This window comes from Mesorhizobium sp. M0244, assembly GCF_040321795.1.
GTDB lineage: Bacteria > Pseudomonadota > Alphaproteobacteria > Rhizobiales > Rhizobiaceae > Mesorhizobium.
The window spans coordinates 73,698-97,138 of record NZ_JAMYSE010000002.1; the positions used below are offsets into that span (position 1 = coordinate 73,698).

Genomic DNA, 23,441 nt, shown 5'->3' on the forward strand with positions numbered 1-23,441 from the left:
GGTAGAATCCGGTCCGGAAATGGCTTTGCGCGGCAAATTAGATCGATTCAATCTGCAGTCAAGCGCTCGCGGCCGAAAGTGTTTGGACCAAGCCGCGCGACTAGGCGCCGTCATGGAATTTGCGTTGCCAGGGATCGGCGGACCAGCTCTGCAATCCACTCCGAAGCCCTACGGCTCGGGATAGGCCGTGCCGTCCTTGTGCACAAACCGGCCATCGGCGTTGCTGCTCATCATGTCGATGTCTGAGCAGGTGGTGACGTCGGCGGGCGAGCGCGAACCGACTTCGAGATAAACCGCCATCGCAGCCGATTTGTTGATCATGTGATGGCGTTTCCGGTGCCTTTCGGAAAGGCCGCGCAATCGCCGGCGCGCAGCACCGTCTGGCCGGCATCTTCGACAAGCGCCAGTTCGCCTTCGAGCACATAGACGAATTTGTCTTCGTGCGAATGCCAGTGGCGCTGGCTCGACCAATTGCCCGGCGGCATGAGATTGATGCCGAAATCGGTGAGCCCGCCGGCGTTGCCCAGCCGCTGCCGCACGCGTTCGGCACAAGGCGCATCGAATGGCGGCGGATAGGACGAGCCTCTGCGCTCGGGCACGGCGCCGATGTCGATCTTAGGCATGCCAGTCCTCCCATTTGGGTGGCAAAAACATTCGTGACGGTGGTCCGGCGCGATTGGTCGACCTAATGGTCTCTGGGGCGTCTTGCCTCGAACTCGGCCTTCTTGGCGTCAGAGGCCTCGATCTGGTTCAGTGCCTGCCACTCGGAATAGGGCATGCCGTAGATGATCTCGCGCGACTGCTCCTTGCTGAGTTCGACACCTTCGGCTTCGGCGGCATCGCGGTACCAGTTGGACAGGCAGTTGCGGCAGAAGCCGGCGAGGTTCATCAGGTCAATGTTCTGCACGTCGGAACGCTCGCGCAGATGCGCGACCAGCCGGCGGAAGGCAGCGGCTTCGAGATCGCGCTTTTGCTCGTCGCTGAGTTCGGTCATGTCTTGTTGGCCTCCCTTGGGTCTCCATCATACCGGCTCGGTGCGCGAGCCGAATATTTTCACCGCATGTATATCGGCACGTCCATCTATCGCGTCAACGATCGGCGCCAGCCGTTCGGCCCAGGCGAGAGCACCCTTCCGGTCGGCGATCAGGTCCTGGCGGATCTCGATCAGCGCATGGGCAAAGCCGTTGACGATGGCGTGCCTGAACATGGTATCGCCGCGCAGTGCGCCGTCATAGGGTTCGTTATCGCCGACGAGGAGGCTCTTGTCCTCGGAGAGCATGTCGATCAGCGGCCGCGCCACGCGATCGTCGAGGTCCCATAGTATGCCGACGTGCCACGGCCGCACGAAGCCCTGCATGGTCGGCGTGAAGGAATGCACCGAAAAGATGAGGGGTGCCTGCGCGGACGCTTGCGCCACTGAGGCGATCATGGCGCCGACGGCATCATGATAGGGGCGGTAAAAGCGGTCCAGCCGCCGTTCGCGCTCCTCCGGCGCGATGGGGTAATTTCCCGGGATGACGGTGCCGTCATAGAGTTGGCGAATTAGCGTCGGATCGTCCTCGCCGCGATTGGGGTCGATCAGCAGTCGCGAAAAATTGGCAAGCACCGCCGGAACGCCGAGCAGACTTGCGAGTTCGCGGGTTAAAGTCTCGACGCCGATGTCGTAGGCGATGTGGCGGTCGAACTCCGCCGCCGGCAGGCCGAGGCTGCCATACTCCTCCGGCAGGTCGCGGCGGGCGTGATCGGCCAGAAGCACCATGCCGCGCTTGCGGTCGCCTTCGACGATGTCGAACGGCGCGAAAACTGTGGATCGGGTCATTGGCGGGAAAGGTCTGTTCGCTGGCTTCCGGGGAGGGTGGTATCGTCATTCCACGAAGAGGACGCTTGCGCAATGCCGTTGTTTGGCCACGGTTTCTGCCAAAAAACTGACCAGGGGCGACCGCAAGCGCGTCAGAGCCTTTCTAAATCGATTGGAATTGGACAGATCGGCGCGTTGACATGCGTCCGGACTTTTCCGAAAAGGGGCGTTGAGAGATGCAAATGTGGTTCTTGAGGGGTTTCGGGATGGGTTTCGCCGGCAGGCTGCGCGTGCGCTGCGCCTTGGCCATGCCGCTCCTGATACCGGCCATGGGCCTTTTCGCGGTGATTACGGCCTCGCCGGCACGCGCCGATTTCCGCGTTTGCAACGCGACGCAGAACCTGGTCGGCGTCGGCATCGGCTATCGCGCCAAGGCCGGCTGGATCACCGAAGGCTGGTGGCACATCGAAGGATCGAGCTGCAAGACGCTGATCGAGGGGCCGTTGTCATCAAGGTTTTACTATCTTTATGCAGAAGACGCCGAGCGCGGCGGACGCTGGGATGGCCCGATCAACATGTGCGTGGCCGAAAAAGAGTTCAAGATCGCCGGCGTTACCGATTGCGTCGCCCGGGGCTTTCAGCGCGCCGGATTCCAAGAATATGACACGGGCGAGCAGGCAAGCTGGATGGTCCAGCTGACTGACGAGCCCGCAACGGATGGCGCTCCAGCCGCCCCGGGAACAAACAGTCAATGAGACGCAGCCGCAAGGTCAAGATCCTCGCCACCATCGGTCCGGCCTCCTCGTCCGAGGAGATGCTGAAGAAGCTGTTCGAAGCCGGCGCCGACGTGTTCCGCATCAATATGAGCCACACCGATCATGAATTGATGCGGACGCTAGTCGGCCGCATTCGTGCCGTCGAGGAGACGGTCGGCCGGCCGATCGGCATTCTCGCCGACTTGCAAGGGCCAAAGCTGCGCGTCGGCAAGTTCGCCAACGGCAAAGAGGTGCTGACCGTCGGCCAGACCTTCACGCTCGACGACAATCCCGAGCCCGGCAATTCGACGAGGGTCTACCTGCCGCATCCCGAAATCCTGCGTTCGGTCGAGGCTGGTCATCGCCTGCTGATCGACGACGGCAAGCTCGAGCTCAAGGCAGTCAGCAGCAACGGCAAGGCGATCGTCTGCACCGTCGTCGCCGGCACGACCATTTCCGACAAGAAGGGCGTCAGCCTGCCAGACACCGACCTGCCGGTCGGCGCGCTGACGGAAAAGGACCGCCGGGATCTCGATGCGGTTCTCGCGACAGGCGTCGACTGGGTGGCGCTGTCCTTCGTGCAGCGGCCCGAGGACCTGGCCGAGGCGCGCAAGATCGCGCGCGGCCGGGCGCTGATCATGGCCAAGATCGAAAAGCCGCAGGCCGTCGCCCGGCTGGCCGAGATCATCGAGCTTTCGGATGCGCTGATGGTTGCCCGCGGCGATCTCGGCGTCGAGATGCCGCTCGAAGCCGTGCCCGGCATCCAGAAGCAGATCACCCGCGCCGCGCGCCGTGCCGGCAAGCCGGTGGTGGTCGCCACGCAGATGCTGGAATCGATGATCACCGCGCCGGTGCCGACCCGCGCCGAGGTGTCGGACGTGTCGATCGCCGTGTTCGAAGGCGCCGATGCGATCATGCTTTCGGCGGAGTCCGCCGCCGGCGCCTACCCGGTCGAAGCGGTGGCGATGATGGACCGGATCGCCACCAAGGTCGAAACCGACCCGACCTATGCCGGCATCATCAACGCGCAGCGCTCGGAACCGGAAGCAACCGGCGCCGACGCCATCTCGCTCGCCGCCCGCGAGATCGCCGAGACGCTGAAGCTGTCGGCGATCATAACCTACACCGCGTCCGGCACGACGGGTCTGCGCGCCGCGCGCGAGCGGCCGCAAGTGCCGATCGTGGCGCTGTCGCCGATCGTCAACACGGCGCGGCGGCTGTCGCTTTTGTGGGGCACGCATTGCGTCGTCTCGCCCGACGCCATCGATCTCGATGATATGGTCGACCGCGCCTGCCGCATCGCCTTCGACGAAGGTTTTGGCAAGCCGGGCGACCGCGTCATCATCACGGCCGGCGTGCCGCTGAGGACGCCGGGCTCGACCAATATGCTGCGCATCGCCTATGTCGGGTCGGACGTCGGCCGCTAGGCCAGCTCGTCGATATGGCTGTCAGGTCGGCGCCAGTTCAGCCTCCGGCGCTTTGAGATCGGCGCATTCGCCGGCATGGGCGTCGCCGGCAATCCGTGCTTCCACAGTTCTGGCTAGAGCGTGCAGGTCCACATCCCGTCCGGCCGCCTTCTCCATCGCACCGGCAACCAGATCGGGTGCGATCCAGTCCGGCTTGTGGCCGAGATTGCGGACCCAGACCAACTCGGCGCCGGGTATGTCGCGGGCGAGACCGGTCGAATGGATTGTCGCATAGACGACCTTGTCGCGATCGCCCGAGATAATCACGGTCGGCACCTCGATGTCGCGGTAGTGCGGAGCGGCGCCGAGGACGTAGCGATAGAGCCCGGCGACATCCCTGGCGTTCGACCGGAAAGCGCTGGGCCGCAACACCAGCGGGATGGAGGCCTCAGTGACATAGCCGTCCGGCACCTGGTTAGGGGAGAAGACGCATGCGGTGGCGGCGGCCATCCGAAGCATTCCCGCAGGATAGCTCAGCGTCTCGGAAAACAGCCGGCCGACAACCGGAATGGTGGTCAAATTGTAGTACCAGGCGGTGGCGCCGCCCGGCCAGGGATGGGTGGCGGGCGAGACGAAGACCAGGCCGAGCGTCCTGTCGGCGTGTTGCAGCGCAAAGGCGGTGGTTATCGCGCCGCCGAAGGAGTGGCCGACGATGATGGCTTTCTTGATGCCAAGATTGTTCATCAGCGCCGCGATGGTGTTTGCCTGCGCCTCCGGGGTGTCATTGCCGGATCCACGCCCAGACCGGCCAAGACCAGGCCGGTCGAAGAAAACCATCTCCGCACGGCCTTCGAGCAAGGGCCGCAGCGGCAGCATCTGGTCCCTGAGGTTGGCGCTGGCGCCGTGGATGAAGACGACCGGCGGCAGGTCGGCATTTTCCGGCGCCGGAATGTGGACATAGTGGATACGGGCACCGTCGATATCGGCGAAGCCGCCGACCGACGGGTTGCGGCGCTCGATCAGCCAGGACCCGGCGCGGGTGACGCCGGCAAGAGTGAACACAAGCGCCATGAGCAAGGCGAGCGCGGCATAGATCAGGTTCATGGGGAGAGATACGGGCCCGAGGCGAAATTAGTTCACCGGTATAAAGGTAATTTCAGCCCGACGGAATTGCCCTGCCGGGCGGGGCGTCAGATGCCTTCACCGGCAAGCTCTTCGGAAAGTGCGGCGACCTGGTCCTGGGCGCTGCGCATCATCGGGTAGATGCCGAGAACGCGCTGCCAGGCCTCAAGCGCCGACTGCTTGTGGCCGGTTTCGGCCATGATCTGCGCCAAGCCCGAAAGTGCGCCGAAATGGCGTGGCTCGAGCTGCAGGGTGCGGTCGATGTCCGACATCGATTTTCCGTAGTTCTTCATCATGAAATGAACAGTGGCGCGGCGGTTCCAGCCTTCCGCATAGGTTGGCTGCAGGGTCACCACCTGGTCGAGGAAATCGAGCGCGACATCGAATTTCTGGTTTTCAATCGCCTTTTGCGACCATTGCATCATCAGGTCGATCGAGGCGCTGCCCGACTGGGACCACTCGCTCCCGATGCGCCCGGCGATGCGCTCGGCGGCCTTTTCATTGCGCTCGCGCTTGAGATCGGCAAACAGCTGATCGAGCCGGCCTTGTTTCGTCACAACAACCGGAGGTGCTGTCGGATCGTCGGCCCACGCCGGCAGCGAGACAGCGCTGGAAACGAAGAAAGCCGTGAAAAATGCAAAAAGAATCCGCATCGCGGGAATCTAGCCCCCGACGGCGGATCGTCAAACTGAATTTAGCGTGAAAGAGCCATCGTGCGAGCGGAGGCGCGCAGCCTCCGGTCGAAAACTCAACCCTGGCGCGCCTTGTAGCGCGGCGCGGTCTTGTTGATGATGTAGACGCGGCCCTTGCGACGAACCAGCTGGTTGTCGCGGTGACGCGCCTTCAACGCCTTGAGCGAATTCTTGATCTTCATGGTCTTGCCCGTCGGTCTGGGCCCGGTCACGGGCCGAATTATTAAGGCGCGCCCACAGACGCGCCTTTGAACTGTGCGTGGCTCATAGACGAGGAGCCTTGCCCGTGTCAACCGCAAGCGCGTTGCCTAAACGATACCGACCGTTTCGTATCATCAAATATCCGCCACTGGCGCCTTGCGGCATTGCGCGGGATTGAGCCGGCTGGAATGATGCGGTTGCCGCGAATTGGAGATCATCATGCGCCGAATTCTTCTGTCCGCCTGTCTGGCGGTGCTCGCGGCAGGCTCTCTTGCCCATGCGCAGGAATGCGACCGTAACGACGACAGCCAGCAGATGATGAACATCTGTGCCGACGCGGACTACAAGGCCGCCGACGCCAAGCTCAACAAGGCCTACCAGGAGCTCATCGGCGCAAGCGATGCAAAGGCCATGAAGCTGTTGCAGACGGCGCAGCGCGCGTGGATCGCCTTTCGCGACGCGGAATGCAGCTATTCCGCCGCGGACAGCGAAGGCGGCTCGATCTATCCGATGCTGGTATCGGAATGCTTGACGCGGCTAACCGACGACCGCACCAAGCAGCTCGCCGCCGATGCGACCTGCGCGGAAGGCGATGTGAGCTGCGCCAGCCCCGACGAGGACGAGAGCGATGTCCAGTAAGAGTAGGTTCTAGCTGCGGCGGCTCACGCGCGTAAAATGGCCCATCTTGCGGCCAGGCCGCGCCTCGGCCTTGCCATAGAGGTGCAACATAAGATCGGGCTCGGCGAGCAGTGCCGGAATGTGCCGGATATCATCGCCGATCAGGTTTTCCATGACGCAGTCGAACTGCCGTGCGGGATTTCCCAGCGGCAGCCCGGCGACGGCGCGGATGTGCTGCTCGAATTGCGAGATGGCGCAGGCGGCCTCCGTCCAGTGGCCGGAATTATGGACGCGCGGCGCGATCTCGTTGGCCAGCAGCGAACCGTCGGCAAGGACAAAGAACTCGACCCCGATGACGCCGACATAGTCGAGCGCTGCAAGTATCTCTGCCGCCGCGGTTTGAGCCGCAGCCGCCGTCTCGGACTTTACTCCGGCCGGCAGCGTCGAACTGTGAAGAACACCGTTTCGATGGACATTCCAGGCAGGGTCGTAGGCGGCGAGCGAGCCATCGATGCCGCGCGCGGCGATCACCGAAATCTCGCGCTCGAAGGCGACGAAGGATTCCAGGATCAGCGGCACGTTGCCCATCGCCTCGCAGGTGCCGGCAAAGCCGCCTGCTTCCATGTTGCGGAAGACACGCTGGCCCTTGCCGTCATAGCCCATGCGCCGCGTCTTCAATATCCCGCTGCCGTTGAACTTTTTCAGCGCAGCCGTCAGTTCGTCGTCATTGTCGACAGGACTGAAATCTGCGGTCGGTATGCCGATGCCGTTGAGGAATTTCTTTTCCGCCAGCCGGTCCTGCGCCACTTCCAGCGCGCGTGCCGGCGGATAGACCGGAACCGTGGCGGCAAGTGCCGCGGCGGCAGAAACCGGAACGTTCTCGAATTCATAAGTAACGACGGCACTGGCCGCAGCCAGCTCGCCGAGCGCGGCCGCGTCGTCATAGGCGGCGACGATCTGCCGGTTGGCGACCTGTGCCGCCGGGCAATCCGGCTGCGGCTCCAGCACGACGATGCGGTAGCCGAGGCGGGCCGCGGCCATCGCCAGCATGCGGCCGAGCTGGCCGCCGCCAATGATGCCGATGGTCGATCCGGAGGGCAGGCTCACGGCGTGTCCGTGGGCTCTGCGGCCACCTTGGCGGTCTGCGCGGCGCGCCAGCTATCCAGCCGGGCGGCAAGCTTTTCGTCGCTCAGCGCCAGCACCGCGGCGGCCAGAAGGGCGGCGTTGGCAGCGCCGGCCTTGCCGATGGCCAAAGTGCCGACCGGAATGCCGGCCGGCATCTGAACGATGGAAAGCAGCGAATCCTGGCCGGACAGCGTCTTCGATTCCACCGGCACGCCGAACACCGGCAGCGGCGTCATCGCCGCCGTCATGCCGGGCAGATGAGCTGCGCCGCCGGCGCCGGCGATGATCACCTTGTAGCCGGCCGCCTTGGCGCCCTTGGCGAAGTCATAGAGCCGGTCGGGAGTGCGGTGGGCCGAGACGATCAGCCGCTTGTGCGGAATGCCAAGCGCCTCCAGCGTCTCGGCGGCGTGGCGCATCGTCGCCCAGTCGGACTGGCTGCCCATGATGATGGCGACGTCGGCGCGGTGATCGTCCAAGCTTATGCTCCCCGGCGGCAAAGGCGCGCATTAGCGGAATTCGAGCGGAGCCGCAAGGATGGCCAGAGATGGCGAGCCGCCTATGCCGGTTCCTGTCGCACGCAAATGCATACGGCCGATCGTTTCACCGGGCGGCCGCCGTTCGAAAGCGATTGACGAAGTCGTCGAGTTCGGGCCGTTCCGTATCGGAAATCGCCCAGTAGGAAAAGGCGCTGTCGCTCCAGTGCACCAGCGAGAAGCCACCAGCCGAAAGATCGACCGGCACGGTCGTCGAACCTGTGTCCTCCGGAGCGGCGACGAGGGTGATCAGGTGCTCGCGGTGCCGGTAGACCAGCGCTGGCACCGGCCGGTCGGCGATCACCTCGACCCGGCCACCGAGCAATGTGAAACCGTCATTGGCAAGATCAGGCGCCGGGGGCGACAGGCCGACCCTGGCATCGAGCCAGGGTTTGACGGTATGCCGGTCGGAGGAGACGACGTCCACCGGGCTGGCGGCCAGCAGGCTGCGGCGATGGCCGCTCGCGACCGCGGCGGCAAAGCTGTCGGGCGCCCGGCTGAGCATCACCCATTGCGTCGCGCCGCTGGCCAGCACGGCGGTGACGACGATCGATGCCGCCAGCGCTCGCCAGTCGAACGCGCCAAAACGGCGCATTGCCCGGCGCGCCGGCAGCATCGGACCGTCGCGCGCGGGCGTCGACACCACTTTCGTTGTATCGGCTGTCCCGATAGCCGCAATGCGAGCCTTGAAATCGTCACGGACATCGGGCCTCGGCAGCCCGCCAACAGCGGTCTGCAGCGCTAAGGTGCGGGCATGCTCGGCGGCGAGCGCCGGATCGGCGGCGATGCGCCGCTCGACGGCCAATGCCGCCGCTGCGTCGAGTTCGCCATCGACCAAAGCGTGGATCATCAGCTTCATGCCCGCCGGGTCTTCGGGCAATCCATCGTTGTGCGCGCTCATGGCGCCCTCCCAAGTTGGGACATCAGCAGGCCGCGCGCTCTTGCTAGCCGCGACATCACCGTGCCCAGCGGCACGCCAAGCAGTGTCGCGATCTCGCGATAGCTGAGGCCGTTGATGTCGCGCAGCACCAAGGCCTCGCGAAATTGCTGCGGCAGCGCGGCGATTGCCGCCTCGAGTGCCGCCGTGTCGGCCTTGGCGATCAGGCTTGCCTCCGGACTGTTCGGGTCTGTCAGGGCGTTGTTGCGCATGGCCACATCTTCCAGATCATTGAGATCGCCGACAGCGACGACACTTCGCGGCCGGTTGCGCGCCAGCCAGGAATAAGAAGCGTTGCGCACGATCGCCAGCAACCATGCGCGGGCATTGCCGCCAGCATAGGTGGCCATGCCGGCATGCGCCTTCAGGCAGGCGTCCTGAACAACATCCTCGGCGTCGGCGGTGTTGCCGGTCAGCCAGCGGGCAAGCGAAAGCGCATCCGCGAGATGGGGCAGAACCACCTCGCGGAAGCGCTCGGCCGCGGCCTTGTCGTTCAACACCGTCGCATCGCCCGGCATCCCGGGCAGGACCTTCCGAACATCCTCACGGAGCGACGGTGATCCTGCCCTGCATGTGCGGGTGCAGCCCGCAGAAATAAGCATAGTCGCCCGCTTTGGTGAAGGTGAGGGCATATGTATCACCGGTGTCAAGCGCCTTGGAGCGAAACGAGCCATCGTTGGCGACCACCAGATGCGGGATGTCGTCATCGTTTTGGAAAGTCACGACGGTACCCGGCTTCACCGTCAGCACGGCCGGCGTGAAGGCGAAGTTCTCGATCTTGACCATTGGCTCGTCAGCGGCCTTCAGCGGCGCGGAAGCAATCGCCAGGATGGCAGCCAAACTGAATGCGACAGGAAATCCGACGAAGAGGCGGGTCGGGAAGCGGATCATCGCATTTCCTCTCAGGCCAGCGTGCTGTCGATGATGGCGAGGTCCTGCCCGCCTTGCTTAACCGTCACGCTACTGGTGCCGAGCAGACCGCGCAGCTGGCCGGCGGGCACGGTCATCGGCCCGGGTGAGGCGGCGGTGCCTGGCGCCGGTTGCGGGAAAGCGGTAGAACGCGCGGTGTGGAAGGTGACGTTGCCTTCGACCTTCTGCATGATCTGGTGGATATGGCCGTTGAGCACGGTCACCGAGCCGAAGCGCTTGAGCAGAGCCAAAGCCTGAGCCGCGTCGTCGGTGCCCCAGCCCCATTCGGGATAGACAGCCCACAGCGGGATGTGGGCAAAAACGACGATCGGCGTCGAGGCGCTGACCGCCTTCAGATCATCGACCAGCCATGCCAGCTGGTCAGCACCGAGATTGCCGAGCCCGCCGGCCTTCAGGTTGACGACGTTGACCAGCCCGATGAAATGGAGGCCGTTCTGGTCGAACGAATACCAGCCGGCACCCTTGGTGCCCTTGCCGTAACGCTCGAGATAGGCCTGGCCGTTGCCGTCATCGATCAGGTCGTGCTCGCCCGGCACATAATGCACGTCGAAGCCTGCGCCGCCGATGATCTGGGCAGCGTTGTCGAACTGTGCGGCCTTCGACAGATGGGTGATGTCGCCTGTGTGGATCATGAAGGCGGGCTTTTGCGGCAGCGCCTGGATCTTGCCCATCGCCTCCTTCAGCGTATCAATGGCGTGCGGGTTGGCGGCCTTGTCGAAGCCGATGTGGCTGTCCGAGATCTGGAGGAAGGTGAAACCGGTGGCCATTGCCTCGGCGGCTTCCGCCGCGCCGAGCAGGCTGAGCGAAACCGGCACGCCGGCCGAAATCGTCCAAAGCACTCCCGTGCCGGCCCAGATCATGCATTCCAGTGCGTGACGGCGGCTGATGCCGTCAGCTTCATTGTCGTGGTGGTGGTTCATACCGGTCTCCTGCAACGCCGGGAATGGCGTATGCTTGGGAGACCAATGGGCGGGGTGGTTTATTCCCGCCCGAAGACAAAGCGGTCATTCACAGTGCCGTGATGGCGCAGTGGGGCGGTTGGCGAAGCCAGGCTCGAAAAGCACGGTTCGTCCATCGACTGGCTTCAGCGTTGTGACTAATCAGGCCAGCGCAAGGCGCCGGCGGACTGCTTGCGAACGGACTTCATTGCATTGGCGGGACGATCAGCTGCGCTCAACACCGCCCGCAGGCGTTCGGCGACGGTCTCCGCCTCGCCAGGGTGGAGATTGCACGGGTCGAGGAAGAAGTGGCCGCGCTCGACCTCGTGGTTGCGAACGATAATGGGGGGCGAACCCGCCGCCAGCGCAGAGGCAAGACCGGCGGCGGTGAACCTGCTTTCGGGCGCAACGAATATCTGCAGCCGGTCGAGAGGATTTCCGGTCGGATCGGGAATGATATGTGCTGCGATGCCCGGAAGGTCCTGCAATGCGGCTTGCCACAGCTGCAGTGCGGCTTCTTCCCGCTGGCGGATGCCGGCATGGTCTCGCCGCTCCCAGGCTTCCAGGGCCGCCATGGTGCCGGCAATGCTCTCCTTGCCGACCTTCATGGCGCGCGCAACGCCCCGGTTCTGGAGATAGGCGGCCCGCACCAGATCCTTGCGGCCCGCAATGATGCCGCTTGTCGGCCCTGAGAGAAATTTGTGTCCGCTGTAGACGACAATGTCGGCGCCGCGCGCCAGAAAGCCGCGCAAATCGTATTCCGAGGCGGCGTCGACGATCACTGGCACGCCCTTGGCGTGGCAGATCTCGCAGAACTCTTCGAGCGAGAGCATGCCGTATTGCACGGTATGATGCGCAACGACGTAGAGGGCTGCCGCCGTTCGGTCCCGGATCGCTTCGCCTACATGATAATCCTGAGTGACGCTGACCGTGCCGGCAGGCACTGCCTTGGCTCCGGCAAGCCGGATCGACTGGTCGATCGGCGCGCCATAATTGACGATGTGGCCAAGCTGAACGATGACCTCCGATTTGAGGCCCTCGGTGTCGTCCGGCAGCCGCTCGATGGCGAGAAGGTTGGTACCCGTCATCGCGCCGGCAATCGCCATGGTTATACCGCTGGCGCAGCATGCGGTGATGAAGCCGGCCTCGCCGCCGGTGAGGCGTGCAATCACCGTGCTTGCGGCGCGCTGCAGATCGTCCATCTCTACCCATTGCGAGGCCATTTCCGACATTGCGGCAATCGCTTCGGGGACAATGATTGAGGCGCCGAGCGCCGTCATCGTGCCGGAAACATTGATGATCGGACGAAGGCCGAGCCGTTCGCGGATTGTCGTGTTGGAACGGTCAGCGGCATAGGTCGTCATCTCTGTAGATCCTATTCATGGATTTCAGGCGGCGATCTCGACGACCGCCTCGATTTCAACTGTGATGTTGCCCGGCAGCGAGCCGACACCGATCGCCGAACGGGCGTGTCCGCCAATCCTATCAAAGACGGCGGCGAAAAGATCGGAACAGCCATCCACCACCTTGGGGTGCTCGCTGAATGTCGGCGTCGCATTGACAAAGCCAAGCAGCTTGACGACGCGCACGATGCGGCCGAGGTCGCCGGCCGCGGCATGCATGACGGCGAGCAGGTTCAGGCCGGTCAGACGGGCATGATCATAGGCCTCTTCCACGGAGATATCCTCGCCGACTTTGCCGGTGCAGAGCACACCACCGGCGCGCAACGGCCCCTGGCCGGAGAGGAAGACCAGCCGTCCGCTCTCGGCGTAGGTGACGAAGTTGGCGATGGGCTTCGGCGGCTCGGGCAGCGTCAGGCCCAATTCCGCGAGCCGGATGTAAGGCGTCATAAAAGCTCCTTGCGACAGCTTTCGCGGTCCGATGTCAAAAATGCGAGGCGCGAAATCGCGCCAGGAAGCTGCGAAGGCGTTCATTGTCGAACTCCGCAGCCAGAATCTCGGCGGGTGGTCCGACGGCACTGACGCCGCCATCCGCCATGAAAACGATGCGGCTCGATGCGTCGCGTGCAAAAGCCATTTCATGCGTGACCATCAGCATCGTCATGCCGTCTTCGGCGAGGCTGCGCACGACCTCGAGCACCTCGCCAACCAATTCGGGGTCGAGCGCCGAAGTTATCTCGTCGAGAAGCAGGATCTTCGGCTCCATCGCCACGGCGCGGGCGATGCCGACGCGCTGCTGCTGGCCGCCGGAAAGCTCGGCTGGCAGACTGTCGGCCTTGTGGGCGAGGCCGACCCGGCCGAGCCAGTGCTCGGCAATGGTGCGGGCCTCGGCATTGCTCTTGCCGCGCACCTTGCGCAAACCAAGCATGATATTGCCGGCCGCGGTCAGATGCGGAAACAGATTGAAGCTCTGGAACACCATTCCGGTCTCGGCTCGCATCGCCGCGAGGTCGCGCTCGCTGCGGCGCTGACGTGTTCCCGCCTCGCGGTAGCCGACCTCTTTGCCATCGATACGGATCGAGCCGTTATCATAGCTCTCCAGAAAGTTGACGCAGCGCAGCAGCGTGGTCTTGCCGCTGCCGGACGGCCCGATGATCGTCACCACCTCGCCGCGCGCCACCTTGAGGCTGACCGAGCGCAGGACCTCGACGGGACCGAAGGCTTTGGACACGTCGGAGACGTCGAGAAGCGCCGGATTTGCGTGGGCGGAGTTGGACATCTTGCTATTCCCGGATGAAGGAGAAACGCCGCTCCAGCCGGCGGCTGGCCAAGGAGAGGGCGTAGTTGACGGCGAAATAGACGAGCGCGCCGAGGATGTAGAGCGGCATCGCTTCGTAGGTGCGGCCGATGACCTGGTTGATTGCCTGCATCAGGTCGGTGATGCCGAGCAGCGAGACCAGCGCGCTGCCCTTCACCGCGTCGGTGACGCCGTTGATCCAGGGCGGCAGGAAACGCCTGAACGCCTGCGGAAAGATGACGTAGGCCAGCCGCTGGCGAAAGGTCAGCCCGATCGCCATCGCCGCTTCGGACTGACCCTTGGGGATCGAGCCGACGGCGCCGCGCAGATATTCGATGACCTGCGCCGTCTTGAACAGGGTAAGCGCGAGCACGGCCGCCCAAAAGGATTCCAGATGCAGCCCTACTGCCGGCAGGCCGTAGTAGACGAAGAAGATCAGCACCAGGATCGGAATGCCGCGTATGGTGTCGCTGAAGATGCGCACCACCCAGCGCAGCGGAGACGGACCATAGACGAGGCCGACGCCCATCAGCACGCCGGCGATGAGCGATAACACCACGACCAGCAGCGACACCCACAGCGTCAGGGCAAATCCTTGACCCAGGAAAGGCAAGGCATAGGCGATCTGGCCAATCATCCTAGTGCCCCGCCCTGAATCGGCGTTCGACCAACCGCAGCGCGAAAAGCAGCGCATAGCCGGTCAACAGGTACATCGCCGTCACCACCAGATAGACCTCGACGATGCGGAAGGTGTTGAAGTTGATCCACTGGGCGCCGTAGGTGAGCTCGGGCACCGAAATGACCGATGCCACGGACGTATCCTTGAAGAGCGATATGAATGTGTTGGAAAGCGCCGGCAGCGTTATGCGCAGCATCGTCGGCAAGCGCACATGGACCAGCCTTTGCCATGGCGTCAGGCCGATCGCCTTGCCGGCGTCGAGCTGGCCGCGCGGCACAGCTTCGAGCCCCGAGCGGAACACCTCGACCAGATAGGCGCCGCTATAGAGCGACAGCGTGGCAATGAATGAGGTTTGCGCGCTGTACGCGATGTCGACTACAGTCGGCAGGCCGTAGAAGACCAGGTAGACGAGCAGAATCAGCGGGACGTTGCGGATGAACTCGACATAGGCCGCGATGACGGTCCGAACCGCCCGCCCGGCCGACACGTACCAGACCGCCAGAAGCAGCCCGATGACGATGCCGATCGCGATCGAGATGACGGCCAGTTCGAGGCCGAGCAGGAGCCCGCCCCAGAGCTTATCGAAATGCCGCCAGATCAGGTTGAAGTTGAGGGTATAGCCCATGCGTCTCCCGCAATGCTGAGGGCTGCCGAGGAGAAGCAGGCGGCAGGGCGCGGCCCATCCGCCTGCGTGCATCAGATGACCGGGAAGCCGGGATGGCGGGCCGGCGGCTCCTGTCCGAAATAATCCTTGAACGCCGCGTCATAAAGCGCCGTTTCATGGCCGAACATGGCGATGGTGAAGGTCTGGTTGACGAAGGTCAGCCAGTCGAGGTCGCCCTGCCGGAGTGCGGCACCATAAAGCATCGAGAACCAGCTCTTGCCGGCATCGAAGTATTTGTCCGGATTGCGCGAGGCGAGCCAGCGGACCGTTGACAGATCGACGGCGGCGGCGTCGACGCGCTTCGATTCCAGCGCCTGCAGCACGTTGGCCTGCGTGTCTATCTGCATTACCTGCGCCTCGGGCAGGACGATACGCACGTTTGCCTCGGCATCGACGTTCTGCAGGATGGAAATCCGGGTCGCCGAACCGGCGGCAAGCAGCTTGTCGAAGGTCTTGTTTTCGGCGTTCGGAAGGGTCAGCAAGGCGATGCCCTCGACGTAGTAGGGCCGGGAGAAGTGGATCAGCTGCGAGCGCTGGGCGGTCATGGTCATGAACTGTATGGTGATGTCGACCTTGTTGGTGGTCACGTTTGGAATGCGCTGAGCCGGATCCTGCATGACGAATTCGACCTTGGTCGGGTCGTCGAAAAGCCCCTTGGCAAGGATGCGCCCCATGGTGATGTCCATGCCGACCAGCTCGCCAGCGTCGTTCTCGAAGTGCCAAGGCGCGTTGGTGCTGCCGGTGCCGACGATCACCTTGCCGCGCTCGAGAACGGTGCGCAGCAGGCTGTCGGGCGCCGCCTGGGCTGCCGCTTTCTGAACATCGACCGCTGTTGCCGCGCTCATCACTCCGGCCGTTGCAAGCCCGGCCATTCCCAGTTTCAGAAATTCACGCCTTTTGGATGTGTCGTTCACGGCGACCTCCTTTCGTGTTGTGTTCCCCTTTGGACCAGCAGTGCATGCATCGATTGCAACTGACGTCATTGTCCCTTACAAGAGACGCCTGTACTCTGTACAAGACAGATTAACATCAGGAATCGATAATGCAAGATGGCAATGCCTTGGCCGCTCGACCGGATGTCGGTCTGGACGAAGACAAGAATTCGGGCTCTCGGGAGAAGGGTCTCAACCGGGTCCTCCAGATTTTGGAGTTTCTTCACGCGACCCAGCGCGCGATCGGCATTGGCGATCTTGCCAAAGGGGTGAATGCGCCGCGTTCGACGACCTATACGCTCGTGCGCTCGCTGGTCGACGCAGGCCTGCTGGAAATGGCCGGAGACGGCAATCGGGTCTATTTCGGAAAGAAGCTTTATCTCTACGGAATGGATTATGTACGGGGCAACGACCTGCTCAGGCGAGGGCGCCAGGAAGTCGACCATTTGTCGCGCGAGACCGGCGAGACCTCGGAACTGTGCATGCTGCAAAGCGGCCGTTACACCATCGTCCATTCAAGCCCGGGAACGAGGCCATTCCGGATCAGCTCGGCGACGGGGTTGCAGATACCGCTTCCCTGGACCGCTTCCGGAAGGCTGCTCCTCGCCGGCTTCGAAAGGGCAGCGATCGAAGACATGGTCTCCGAGGACGATCTCGTGCTGCCCGACGGCCGCCGGTTGCAGCTCGACGATTTCATAACCGATATCGCCGTCGCCAAGTCGGCGGGCTACTGCGTCACCTCCGGCCTCGTCGATGCTTACACGAAATGCCTGGCCGCGCCGGTCTTTTCAGCACCGGGCAAGATCGAGGCGACGATGTGCCTGGTGGTTCCCATCGATACCTCGACCGAGAAGACCGATGATCTGATAGCACTGTTGCGCGACCGTGCCGCACGGCTTTCGATCGCGGCATAAGCCGCCTGATCAGAAGCCAGCGGCGGGTTCGTTCAAGCGATAATGTCTGGAATGATCTTGTCTTCCAGCGCCATCAGCCTGTCCTTCAGGAAAAGCTTCTTTTTCTTCATGCGCTGGATCTGCAGCGGGTCGCAATTCATGGCGATCATCGCATTGATGGCCGCGTCGAAATCGGCGTGTTCCTGCTTCAGTCGGGAATATTCGAGGCGGATATCTGCCTGTTCCTGATCGGACATTTTTACCGTCTGCACGTCTGCGGCGCCCAAACTATGGGCCTGATTGGGCGGGGCCAGCGTCTCTTGCACCGGCGCGCAGCCCATATCACATTTCATATTGTCGTGGAATGCTACCACGCAGCATTCGACATCGGCGCGCGATGGTGGCACACTGTCATTATGCCGTCACAGAAGCGAGCCTGCGGTGGACGTTGCCTTGACGGCTGCAATCGAGGAAACCATGAAAGGGAGAACCAATCATGTCTCTTGCATCCCATCTTGATGAGCTGCAGCGGAAACACGGCGATATCGAGCGCGAAATCGACGATGCGATGACCCATCCATCGGTCGACGACCTCGAAATCGTGAATCTCAAGCGGCGCAAGCTGGCACTCAAGGACGAGATTGAAAAACTGAAGGCGAAACCGACGACGCACTGAAGCCCTTCCAAGACTAGCCGCGCCGCCCGGCGCGATCTCTTTCCGGTGGCATATCTTTATGCTGCCGGAAACGGCTGTGGATTTGCGGCAAGCCGTCGTCTTGTCATTACCGATTTGCTAGGCCTGCGCGCCACTCGCCATTGACAAGCCATCTTTGCTCCTCCACCTCATGCCCGGACCTTCAAGATAAAGGCAGCCGGCATGACCGGATATTTTTCCTCACCCTTCCCGCGCCGCAGGTCGGTCGGTGTCGACGTCGGCGGCGTGATGGTCGGTGGCGGCGCGCCGGTCGTCGTCCAGTCGATGACCAACACCGACACGGCCGATGTCGACCAAACGATCGCGCAGGTGGCGGCGCTGCATCGCGCCGGCTCCGAGATCGTGCGCATCACCGTCGACCGCGACGAAAGTGCTGCCGCCGTGCCGGCCATCCGCGAGCGGCTGGAACGGCTAGGCATCGACGTGCCGCTCGTCGGCGATTTCCATTATATCGGCCACAAGCTCTTGGCCGATCATCCGGCCTGCGCCGAGGCCTTGGCCAAATACCGCATCAACCCGGGCAATGTCGGTTTCAAGGACAAGAAAGACCGGCAGTTCGCGGCGATCGTCGAGATGGCGATCAAATACGACAAACCGGTGCGCATCGGCGTCAATTGGGGCTCGCTCGACCAGGAGCTTCTGACCCGGCTGATGGACGACAACCAGGCCCAAGGCTTTCCGCTGACCGCGCAGGAGGTGACGCGCGAGGCAATCGTGCAGTCGGCGATCCTGTCGGCCGAAATGGCTGAAGAGATCGGCCTTGTCCGCGAAAAAATCATCCTGTCGGCCAAGGTCAGCGGCGTGCAGGATCTGATTGCCGTCTATACCGAACTTGCCACGCGTTCCAACCATGCGCTGCACCTCGGCCTGACAGAGGCGGGCATGGGCTCGAAAGGCATTGTCGCATCATCGGCTGCGATGGGCATCCTGCTCCAGCAAGGCATCGGCGACACCATCCGCATCTCGCTGACGCCGGAGCCGAACGGCGACCGCACGCGCGAGGTGCAGGTGTCGCAGGAGCTGTTGCAGACCATGGGCTTCCGGCAGTTCGTGCCGATCGTCGCCGCCTGTCCGGGTTGCGGCCGCACGACCTCGACCGTGTTCCAGGAGCTTGCCCAGAACATCCAGGCCGACCTGCGCAAGAACATGCCGGTGTGGCGCGAACAATATCCCGGCGTCGAGAACCTCAAGGTCGCGGTGATGGGTTGCATCGTCAACGGTCCGGGCGAGTCCAAACATGCCGATATCGGCATTTCGCTGCCCGGCACTGGCGAGACGCCGACCGCCCCGGTGTTCGTCGACGGCAAGAAGGCGGCGACGCTGCGCGGCCCATCGATTGCCGCGGATTTCGAGAAGATGGTCGCCGATTATATCGAACGGCGGTTTGGGCAACACGACAAGGCCGCGGCGGAGTAGTTCAATGCGGCGTTTGCTGGGCGCGGCGCTGGTTCTCATTTGCGGGCTGGTCTGGGCGACAGCCGTTCAGGCCGATCCACCACGGCCCGCCAAAAAGAAGCTGATCGACCAGGTTTGCAATCTGATCGAGGCCCATGCAGACCAGAACGGCTTGCCCAAGGATTTCTTTGCCCGGCTGATCTGGAAGGAAAGCCGTTTCGATCCCAATGCGGTCAGCCCGGTCGGCGCCGAAGGCATTGCCCAGTTCATGCCGGGCACCGCCAAGATACGCGGCCTCACCAATTCGTTCGATATCGAGCAGGCGATCCCGGCCTCGGCAAAATATCTCGCCGAACTGAAGACCGGCTTTGGCAATCTGGGCCTCGCCGCAGCCGCCTACAATGCCGGCGAGACCCGAGTGTCGCGCTGGCTGAATTCCGGCGGCTTCTTGCCGATGGAGACCGAAAGCTACGTCCTGGACGTCATGGGCGAGCCGGCCGACAGGTTCACTGATGCCGCGTATGCCGGCGTCATCCGGCCGCTCGACAAGAAGGCGAGCTTCGCTGCCGCCTGCCGCAAGCTGCCGGTGATCATGTCCAGAACCGTGCCGATGTCGTCGATCAACATCAAGCCATGGGGCGTGCAGGTGGCCGGCAATTTCCGCCGCGCCGCGGCGCTCAATCAGTGGAGCACTGTGAAACGCCGGTTTCCAGCCTTGCTCAGCGGTCGCAATCCGGTGGTCAGCCGGGTGCGCACACCGATCGGCAGGCGCGGCATCTACGCGGTGCGGATCGGCGCCGACACCAAAGTCAAGGCCGACGATATCTGCGAGAAGCTGCAGAGCGTCGGCGGCGCATGCATTGTGGTGCGCAACCGGTAAAGCCATATGTCGGCGCTTCGTCGGATCTGGAAGCTGGAAACATGGCCGCCAAGATCATCCTTCTTAACGACCGGACACGCCTTCCAGGTGTTTCTGACGTCAGAAGTTCGAGCGGCGGTGCTTCGCACCATTGCTGCCCATCTCGCTCCCGGTGGGCGCTTCATCTTCGAGACGCGAATCATATTTTCCGTGAACCCTTAGGCAGGTCTTGCATCGTCGTCGATGCGGGGTAAGGTCCCCGCGATTTTTCGCGAAAGGGATCAGCATGGCCGGCTTCAAGACACTCGACGACATCGGCGATATCAGCGGCAAGCGTGTGCTGGTGCGTGTCGACCTCAACGTTCCCGTCACTGACGGCAAGGTCACCGACGCCACCCGCATCGAGCGCATTGCACCGACCATCGCCGAGCTGTCCGGCAAGGGCGCCAAGGTCATCCTGCTTGCGCATTTCGGCCGTCCCAAAGATGGACCGGCGCCGGAATTCTCGCTCGAGCCGATCGCCAAGGCGACGGCGGACGTGCTCGGCCGCCCGGTCGGCTTTGCCCCCGACTGCATCGGCGACAAGGCCGCGAGCGCCGTCGCCGCCATGGACAGCGGCGATGTGCTTCTGCTCGAGAACACCCGCTTCTACAAGGCCGAGGAGAAGAACGACCCGGCCTTCACCGAAAAGCTCGCCGCTAACGGCGACATCTTCGTCAACGACGCCTTCTCCGCTGCGCACCGCGCCCATTCGTCGACGGAAGGACTGGCGCATGTGTTGCCGGCTTTCGCCGGGCGCACCATGCAGGCCGAGCTCGACGCGTTGGAAAAGGGCCTCGGCAATCCCGTCCGCCCGGTTGTCGCCATCGTCGGCGGGGCCAAGGTCTCGACCAAGATCGACCTGTTGATGAACCTCGTGAAGAAGGTCGACGCGTTGGTCATCGGCGGCGGCATGGCCAATACGTTTCTCGCGGCACGCGGCACCGACGTAGGGAAATCGCTCTGCGAGCATGATCTCGCGACCACCGCCAAGCAGATCATGATCGAGGCGGCTGAGGCCGGCTGCGCCATCATCCTGCCCGTCGACGGCGTCGTCGCCCGGGAGTTCAAGGCCGGCGCCGCCAGCGAGACCGTCGCCATAGCCGACGTGCCGGCCGACGGCATGATCCTCGATGTCGGCGCGAAGACCGTGAAAACCATTGCCGAATGGATCGACCGTGCCGCGACGCTGGTCTGGAACGGGCCGCTCGGCGCCTTCGAGATCGAGCCGTTCGACCATGCGACGGTGGCGACGGCCAGGCACGCGGCGGCGCGCACCAAGGCCGGCAGACTGGTCTCGGTCGCCGGTGGCGGTGATACGGTGGCGGCGCTCAACCATGCCGGCGTCGCCGACGACTTCACCTATGTCTCGACGGCCGGCGGCGCTTTCCTGGAATGGATGGAAGGCAAGCCCTTACCCGGCGTCGACGTCTTGAAGCGCTGATTGCCTCGGCAACAACGCTGCGAATGAAGGTTCCTTCGACTTTCAATCGATTCGCGCTTCCCCGACGAAATCGTTCGACTTGAACCTGCGTTGCTCTAGTGGTCTGCTGGAGACGGACAAACCGTTTCAGGAGAAGCACGATGAGCGAACGTCTCGAGGATATTGCCGCCGCGATGGTGGCCGACGGCAAGGGCCTGCTGGCCGCCGACGAGAGCTCCGGCACCATCAAGAAGCGCTTCGACGTCATCGGCGTCGAGTCGACCGCCGACAGCCGCCGCGACTATCGCGAGATGATGTTCCGCGCCAGCGATGCGATGACCAAATATATTTCCGGCGTCATCCTCTATGACGAGACCATCCACCAGAATGCCGCCGACGGCACGCCGCTGGTCGACATCATCAAGGCTTCGGGCGCCATCCCCGGCATCAAGGTCGATGCCGGCGCCAAGCCTCTGGCAGGCTTCCCCGGCGACACCATCACCGAGGGCCTCGACGGCCTGCGCGAACGCCTCGCCGAGTACTACAAGCTCGGCGCCCGCTTCGCCAAATGGCGCGCGGTGATCGACATCGATGTTGCCAAGGGGGTGCCTTCCGCCACCTCGATCGGCTCGAACGCCCATGCGCTCGCCCGTTACGCCGCGCTCTGCCAGGAGGCTGGCATCGTGCCGATCGTCGAGCCGGAGGTGCTGATGGACGGCGCCCACGACATCGATATCTGCTACGAGATCAGCAAGGCAACGCTGACAAAGCTGTACACCGAGCTCTATGCGGCTCGCGTCGTCCTCGAAGGCACCATCCTGAAACCGAACATGATCCTCGCAGGCAAGAAATCGGGCAAGGTCAGCAGCCCCGACGAAGTCGCCGAAAAGACGATAAAACTGTTCCGCGAGACGGTGCCGGCCGCGATTGGAGGCATCGCCTTCCTGTCGGGCGGACAAACGGACGAGCAGGCGACCGCCAACCTCAATGCCATCAACGCCATCGGCCCGCATCCTTGGACGCTGACCTTCTCCTACGGCCGCGCCTTGCAGGCCGCCCCGCAGAAGGCCTGGAGCGGCAAGGCGGCAAATGTCGCCGCCGCCCAGGCCGCCTTCGCCCATCGTGCCCACATGAACCATTTGGCAGCGCTTGGACAATGGCAGCCGACGCTGGAGCAAGCCGCCTGACCGAATCCGTCTTGGTTCCTCGATCCCGGGCCGCGTGCCCGGGTTTTGTTCGAAAGCAGCAAGGGCTGCAATTACTTGCAACTAAATGCAGCTCTGTGTCGGCATGCGTCGCTGCCGAACGTCCTCCGTGAAAAGAGGAGCAGACCTATGCCGAACAACAAGACCGTGTCGCAGGAAGACTGGTTTCAGGCGCACAAGGCACATCTAGCGCGCGAAAAAGAATTGACGCGCTTTCGCGATCGCATCGCCGCCGAACGTCGCGAATTGCCGTGGCTGAAGATCCGCAAGGACTACGTCTTCGAGACCGAGCAAGGGCCAAAGAAACTGCCCGACCTGTTTGGCGGCAACAGCCAGCTGATCGTCTACCATTTCATGTTCGGGCCGGGCGCCGATTATCGTTGCGAGGGTTGCTCGTTCCTTGCCGACCACATCGATGGCGCCAACCAGCATCTCAGGCATCACGATGTCTCACTTGTCGTGGTGGCGCGGGCGCCATTGGCCGAATTGCTGCCCTACAAGCAGCGCATGGGCTGGAAATTCGACTGGGTGTCGTCCTACGCCTCGGATTTCAACTTCGACATGCAGGTTTCATTCACCGACAAGCAGATCGCAGCCGGCGACACGACCTACAATTTCGAGCGGCGTGCGCGGCAATCGAAGGATCTTCCCGGCACCAGCGTGTTCTATCGCGACGAGAAAGGCGACATCTTCCTGACCTTCGTCTCGCGCTCCAGGGGCGGCGATCCGCTGATCGGCGCCTATCACTATCTCGACTTGACACCGAAAGGTCGCAACGAAACCGGCCCACATCATAGTCTTGGTGACTGGGTGCGGCTGCATGACGAATATGAAGACCGGTCCGGGACGCATGACTGCTGCCATTGAGGGGACAGGCTGTCGCTG

Annotated in this window: 28 protein-coding genes and 1 pseudogene; 10 read left to right on the plus strand and 19 right to left on the minus strand. The window is 63.3% G+C overall.

Annotation, left to right across the window (positions count from 1 at the left end):
* Positions 1–168: 168 nt before the first annotated feature.
* The 3 genes and pseudogenes from NKJ08_RS02580 to NKJ08_RS02590 form a co-directional block, all read right to left on the minus strand.
* Positions 169–623: pseudogene (locus NKJ08_RS02580) on the minus strand (cupin domain-containing protein).
* Between the two features lie 62 nt (positions 624–685).
* Positions 686–994, minus strand: coding sequence for a DUF1244 domain-containing protein (locus NKJ08_RS02585; RefSeq protein ID WP_352522824.1), 309 nt, complete (start codon positions 992–994; stop codon positions 686–688).
* A 27-nt stretch (positions 995–1,021) separates the two neighbouring features.
* Positions 1,022–1,819, minus strand: a complete 798-nt coding sequence (locus NKJ08_RS02590; RefSeq protein WP_352522823.1) for an N-formylglutamate amidohydrolase — start codon at positions 1,817–1,819, stop codon at positions 1,022–1,024.
* 287 nt (positions 1,820–2,106) lie between these two features.
* On the opposite strand from NKJ08_RS02590, the gene NKJ08_RS02595 reads away from it, so the two are divergent.
* A complete protein-coding gene (locus NKJ08_RS02595; RefSeq protein WP_352703963.1) occupies positions 2,107–2,553 on the plus strand; it encodes a DUF1036 domain-containing protein in 447 nt (148 codons plus the stop codon).
* Positions 2,550–3,980: a pyruvate kinase gene (pyk, locus tag NKJ08_RS02600; protein WP_352522822.1), complete on the plus strand. Its 1,431-nt coding sequence runs from the start codon at positions 2,550–2,552 to the stop codon at positions 3,978–3,980. The genes NKJ08_RS02595 and pyk overlap by 4 nt, the downstream gene beginning before the upstream one ends.
* Positions 3,981–4,001: 21 nt before the next feature.
* Here the strand turns inward: pyk and NKJ08_RS02605 are convergent, their stop codons facing one another.
* The 3 genes from NKJ08_RS02605 to ykgO form a co-directional block, all read right to left on the minus strand.
* Positions 4,002–5,063, minus strand: coding sequence for an alpha/beta fold hydrolase (locus NKJ08_RS02605; RefSeq protein ID WP_352775484.1), 1,062 nt, complete (start codon positions 5,061–5,063; stop codon positions 4,002–4,004).
* An 86-nt stretch (positions 5,064–5,149) separates the two neighbouring features.
* Positions 5,150–5,734 carry a tetratricopeptide repeat protein gene (locus tag NKJ08_RS02610; RefSeq protein ID WP_352522820.1) on the minus strand — a complete coding sequence of 195 codons (585 nt, stop codon included), beginning with the start codon at positions 5,732–5,734 and terminating at the stop codon, positions 5,150–5,152.
* A 95-nt stretch (positions 5,735–5,829) separates the two neighbouring features.
* Positions 5,830–5,955 carry a type B 50S ribosomal protein L36 gene (ykgO, locus tag NKJ08_RS02615; RefSeq protein ID WP_006327841.1) on the minus strand — a complete coding sequence of 42 codons (126 nt, stop codon included), beginning with the start codon at positions 5,953–5,955 and terminating at the stop codon, positions 5,830–5,832.
* A 238-nt stretch (positions 5,956–6,193) separates the two neighbouring features.
* Here ykgO and NKJ08_RS02620 point away from each other — a divergent pair, with 238 nt between their 5' ends.
* Positions 6,194–6,613 carry a lysozyme inhibitor LprI family protein gene (locus NKJ08_RS02620; RefSeq protein ID WP_352522819.1) on the plus strand — a complete coding sequence of 140 codons (420 nt, stop codon included), beginning with the start codon at positions 6,194–6,196 and terminating at the stop codon, positions 6,611–6,613.
* A gap of 9 nt (positions 6,614–6,622) precedes the next feature.
* On the opposite strand, the gene NKJ08_RS02625 is transcribed toward NKJ08_RS02620, so the two are convergent.
* The 12 genes from NKJ08_RS02625 to NKJ08_RS02680 form a co-directional block, all read right to left on the minus strand.
* Complete coding sequence (locus NKJ08_RS02625) at positions 6,623–7,699, minus strand: 5-(carboxyamino)imidazole ribonucleotide synthase (protein ID WP_352522818.1); 1,077 nt, start codon at positions 7,697–7,699, stop codon at positions 6,623–6,625.
* Positions 7,696–8,193: a 5-(carboxyamino)imidazole ribonucleotide mutase gene (gene purE / locus NKJ08_RS02630; RefSeq protein ID WP_352522817.1), complete on the minus strand. Its 498-nt coding sequence runs from the start codon at positions 8,191–8,193 to the stop codon at positions 7,696–7,698. Before purE ends, NKJ08_RS02625 begins: the two co-directional genes overlap by 4 nt.
* A gap of 124 nt (positions 8,194–8,317) precedes the next feature.
* The gene (locus NKJ08_RS02635; protein ID WP_352775487.1) at positions 8,318–9,151 is read right to left on the minus strand and encodes an anti-sigma factor family protein; all 834 of its coding nucleotides are present in this window, start codon (positions 9,149–9,151) and stop codon (positions 8,318–8,320) included.
* Positions 9,148–9,705 carry a sigma-70 family RNA polymerase sigma factor gene (locus tag NKJ08_RS02640; protein ID WP_352522815.1) on the minus strand — a complete coding sequence of 186 codons (558 nt, stop codon included), beginning with the start codon at positions 9,703–9,705 and terminating at the stop codon, positions 9,148–9,150. The genes NKJ08_RS02635 and NKJ08_RS02640 overlap by 4 nt, the downstream gene beginning before the upstream one ends.
* Positions 9,706–9,730: 25 nt before the next feature.
* Complete coding sequence (locus NKJ08_RS02645) at positions 9,731–10,078, minus strand: cupredoxin domain-containing protein (protein WP_352522814.1); 348 nt, start codon at positions 10,076–10,078, stop codon at positions 9,731–9,733.
* A gap of 11 nt (positions 10,079–10,089) precedes the next feature.
* Complete coding sequence (locus tag NKJ08_RS02650) at positions 10,090–11,037, minus strand: metallophosphoesterase family protein (RefSeq protein WP_352781179.1); 948 nt, start codon at positions 11,035–11,037, stop codon at positions 10,090–10,092.
* A 176-nt stretch (positions 11,038–11,213) separates the two neighbouring features.
* Positions 11,214–12,419 carry an aminotransferase class V-fold PLP-dependent enzyme gene (locus NKJ08_RS02655; protein ID WP_352522812.1) on the minus strand — a complete coding sequence of 402 codons (1,206 nt, stop codon included), beginning with the start codon at positions 12,417–12,419 and terminating at the stop codon, positions 11,214–11,216.
* 24 nt (positions 12,420–12,443) lie between these two features.
* Entirely contained in the window at positions 12,444–12,905 is a 462-nt protein-coding gene (locus tag NKJ08_RS02660; protein WP_352781181.1) for a RidA family protein, read from the minus strand.
* A gap of 34 nt (positions 12,906–12,939) precedes the next feature.
* The gene (locus tag NKJ08_RS02665) at positions 12,940–13,734 is read right to left on the minus strand and encodes an amino acid ABC transporter ATP-binding protein (RefSeq protein ID WP_352522810.1); all 795 of its coding nucleotides are present in this window, start codon (positions 13,732–13,734) and stop codon (positions 12,940–12,942) included.
* Positions 13,735–13,738: 4 nt separating this feature from the next.
* Entirely contained in the window at positions 13,739–14,389 is a 651-nt protein-coding gene (locus NKJ08_RS02670) for an amino acid ABC transporter permease (RefSeq protein ID WP_352522809.1), read from the minus strand.
* Position 14,390: 1 nt separating this feature from the next.
* Positions 14,391–15,056: an amino acid ABC transporter permease gene (locus tag NKJ08_RS02675; protein WP_352522808.1), complete on the minus strand. Its 666-nt coding sequence runs from the start codon at positions 15,054–15,056 to the stop codon at positions 14,391–14,393.
* Positions 15,057–15,127: 71 nt separating this feature from the next.
* A complete protein-coding gene (locus NKJ08_RS02680; RefSeq protein WP_352522807.1) occupies positions 15,128–16,009 on the minus strand; it encodes a transporter substrate-binding protein in 882 nt (293 codons plus the stop codon).
* Positions 16,010–16,137: 128 nt separating this feature from the next.
* Here NKJ08_RS02680 and NKJ08_RS02685 point away from each other — a divergent pair, with 128 nt between their 5' ends.
* Positions 16,138–16,941, plus strand: a complete 804-nt coding sequence (locus NKJ08_RS02685; RefSeq protein ID WP_352775495.1) for an IclR family transcriptional regulator — start codon at positions 16,138–16,140, stop codon at positions 16,939–16,941.
* A 32-nt stretch (positions 16,942–16,973) separates the two neighbouring features.
* Here the strand turns inward: NKJ08_RS02685 and NKJ08_RS02690 are convergent, their stop codons facing one another.
* The gene (locus NKJ08_RS02690) at positions 16,974–17,177 is read right to left on the minus strand and encodes a YdcH family protein (RefSeq protein ID WP_023678480.1); all 204 of its coding nucleotides are present in this window, start codon (positions 17,175–17,177) and stop codon (positions 16,974–16,976) included.
* A 239-nt stretch (positions 17,178–17,416) separates the two neighbouring features.
* Between NKJ08_RS02690 and NKJ08_RS02695 the strand changes: the two genes are divergently transcribed.
* From NKJ08_RS02695 to NKJ08_RS02725, 6 genes are all read left to right on the plus strand, one after another.
* Complete coding sequence (locus tag NKJ08_RS02695) at positions 17,417–17,596, plus strand: YdcH family protein (protein WP_023678481.1); 180 nt, start codon at positions 17,417–17,419, stop codon at positions 17,594–17,596.
* Between the two features lie 201 nt (positions 17,597–17,797).
* Positions 17,798–19,051, plus strand: a complete 1,254-nt coding sequence (ispG, locus tag NKJ08_RS02700; protein ID WP_352522805.1) for a flavodoxin-dependent (E)-4-hydroxy-3-methylbut-2-enyl-diphosphate synthase — start codon at positions 17,798–17,800, stop codon at positions 19,049–19,051.
* A gap of 4 nt (positions 19,052–19,055) precedes the next feature.
* A complete protein-coding gene (locus NKJ08_RS02705) occupies positions 19,056–19,910 on the plus strand; it encodes a lytic transglycosylase domain-containing protein (protein WP_352522804.1) in 855 nt (284 codons plus the stop codon).
* A gap of 265 nt (positions 19,911–20,175) precedes the next feature.
* Positions 20,176–21,372: a phosphoglycerate kinase gene (locus NKJ08_RS02715; RefSeq protein WP_352522803.1), complete on the plus strand. Its 1,197-nt coding sequence runs from the start codon at positions 20,176–20,178 to the stop codon at positions 21,370–21,372.
* Between the two features lie 140 nt (positions 21,373–21,512).
* On the plus strand, positions 21,513–22,538 hold the full coding sequence (locus tag NKJ08_RS02720; protein WP_352522802.1) for a class I fructose-bisphosphate aldolase: 1,026 nt from the start codon (positions 21,513–21,515) through the stop codon (positions 22,536–22,538).
* Positions 22,539–22,685: 147 nt separating this feature from the next.
* A complete protein-coding gene (locus tag NKJ08_RS02725) occupies positions 22,686–23,423 on the plus strand; it encodes a DUF899 domain-containing protein (protein WP_352522801.1) in 738 nt (245 codons plus the stop codon).
* The last annotated feature ends 18 nt before the right edge of the window (positions 23,424–23,441 follow it).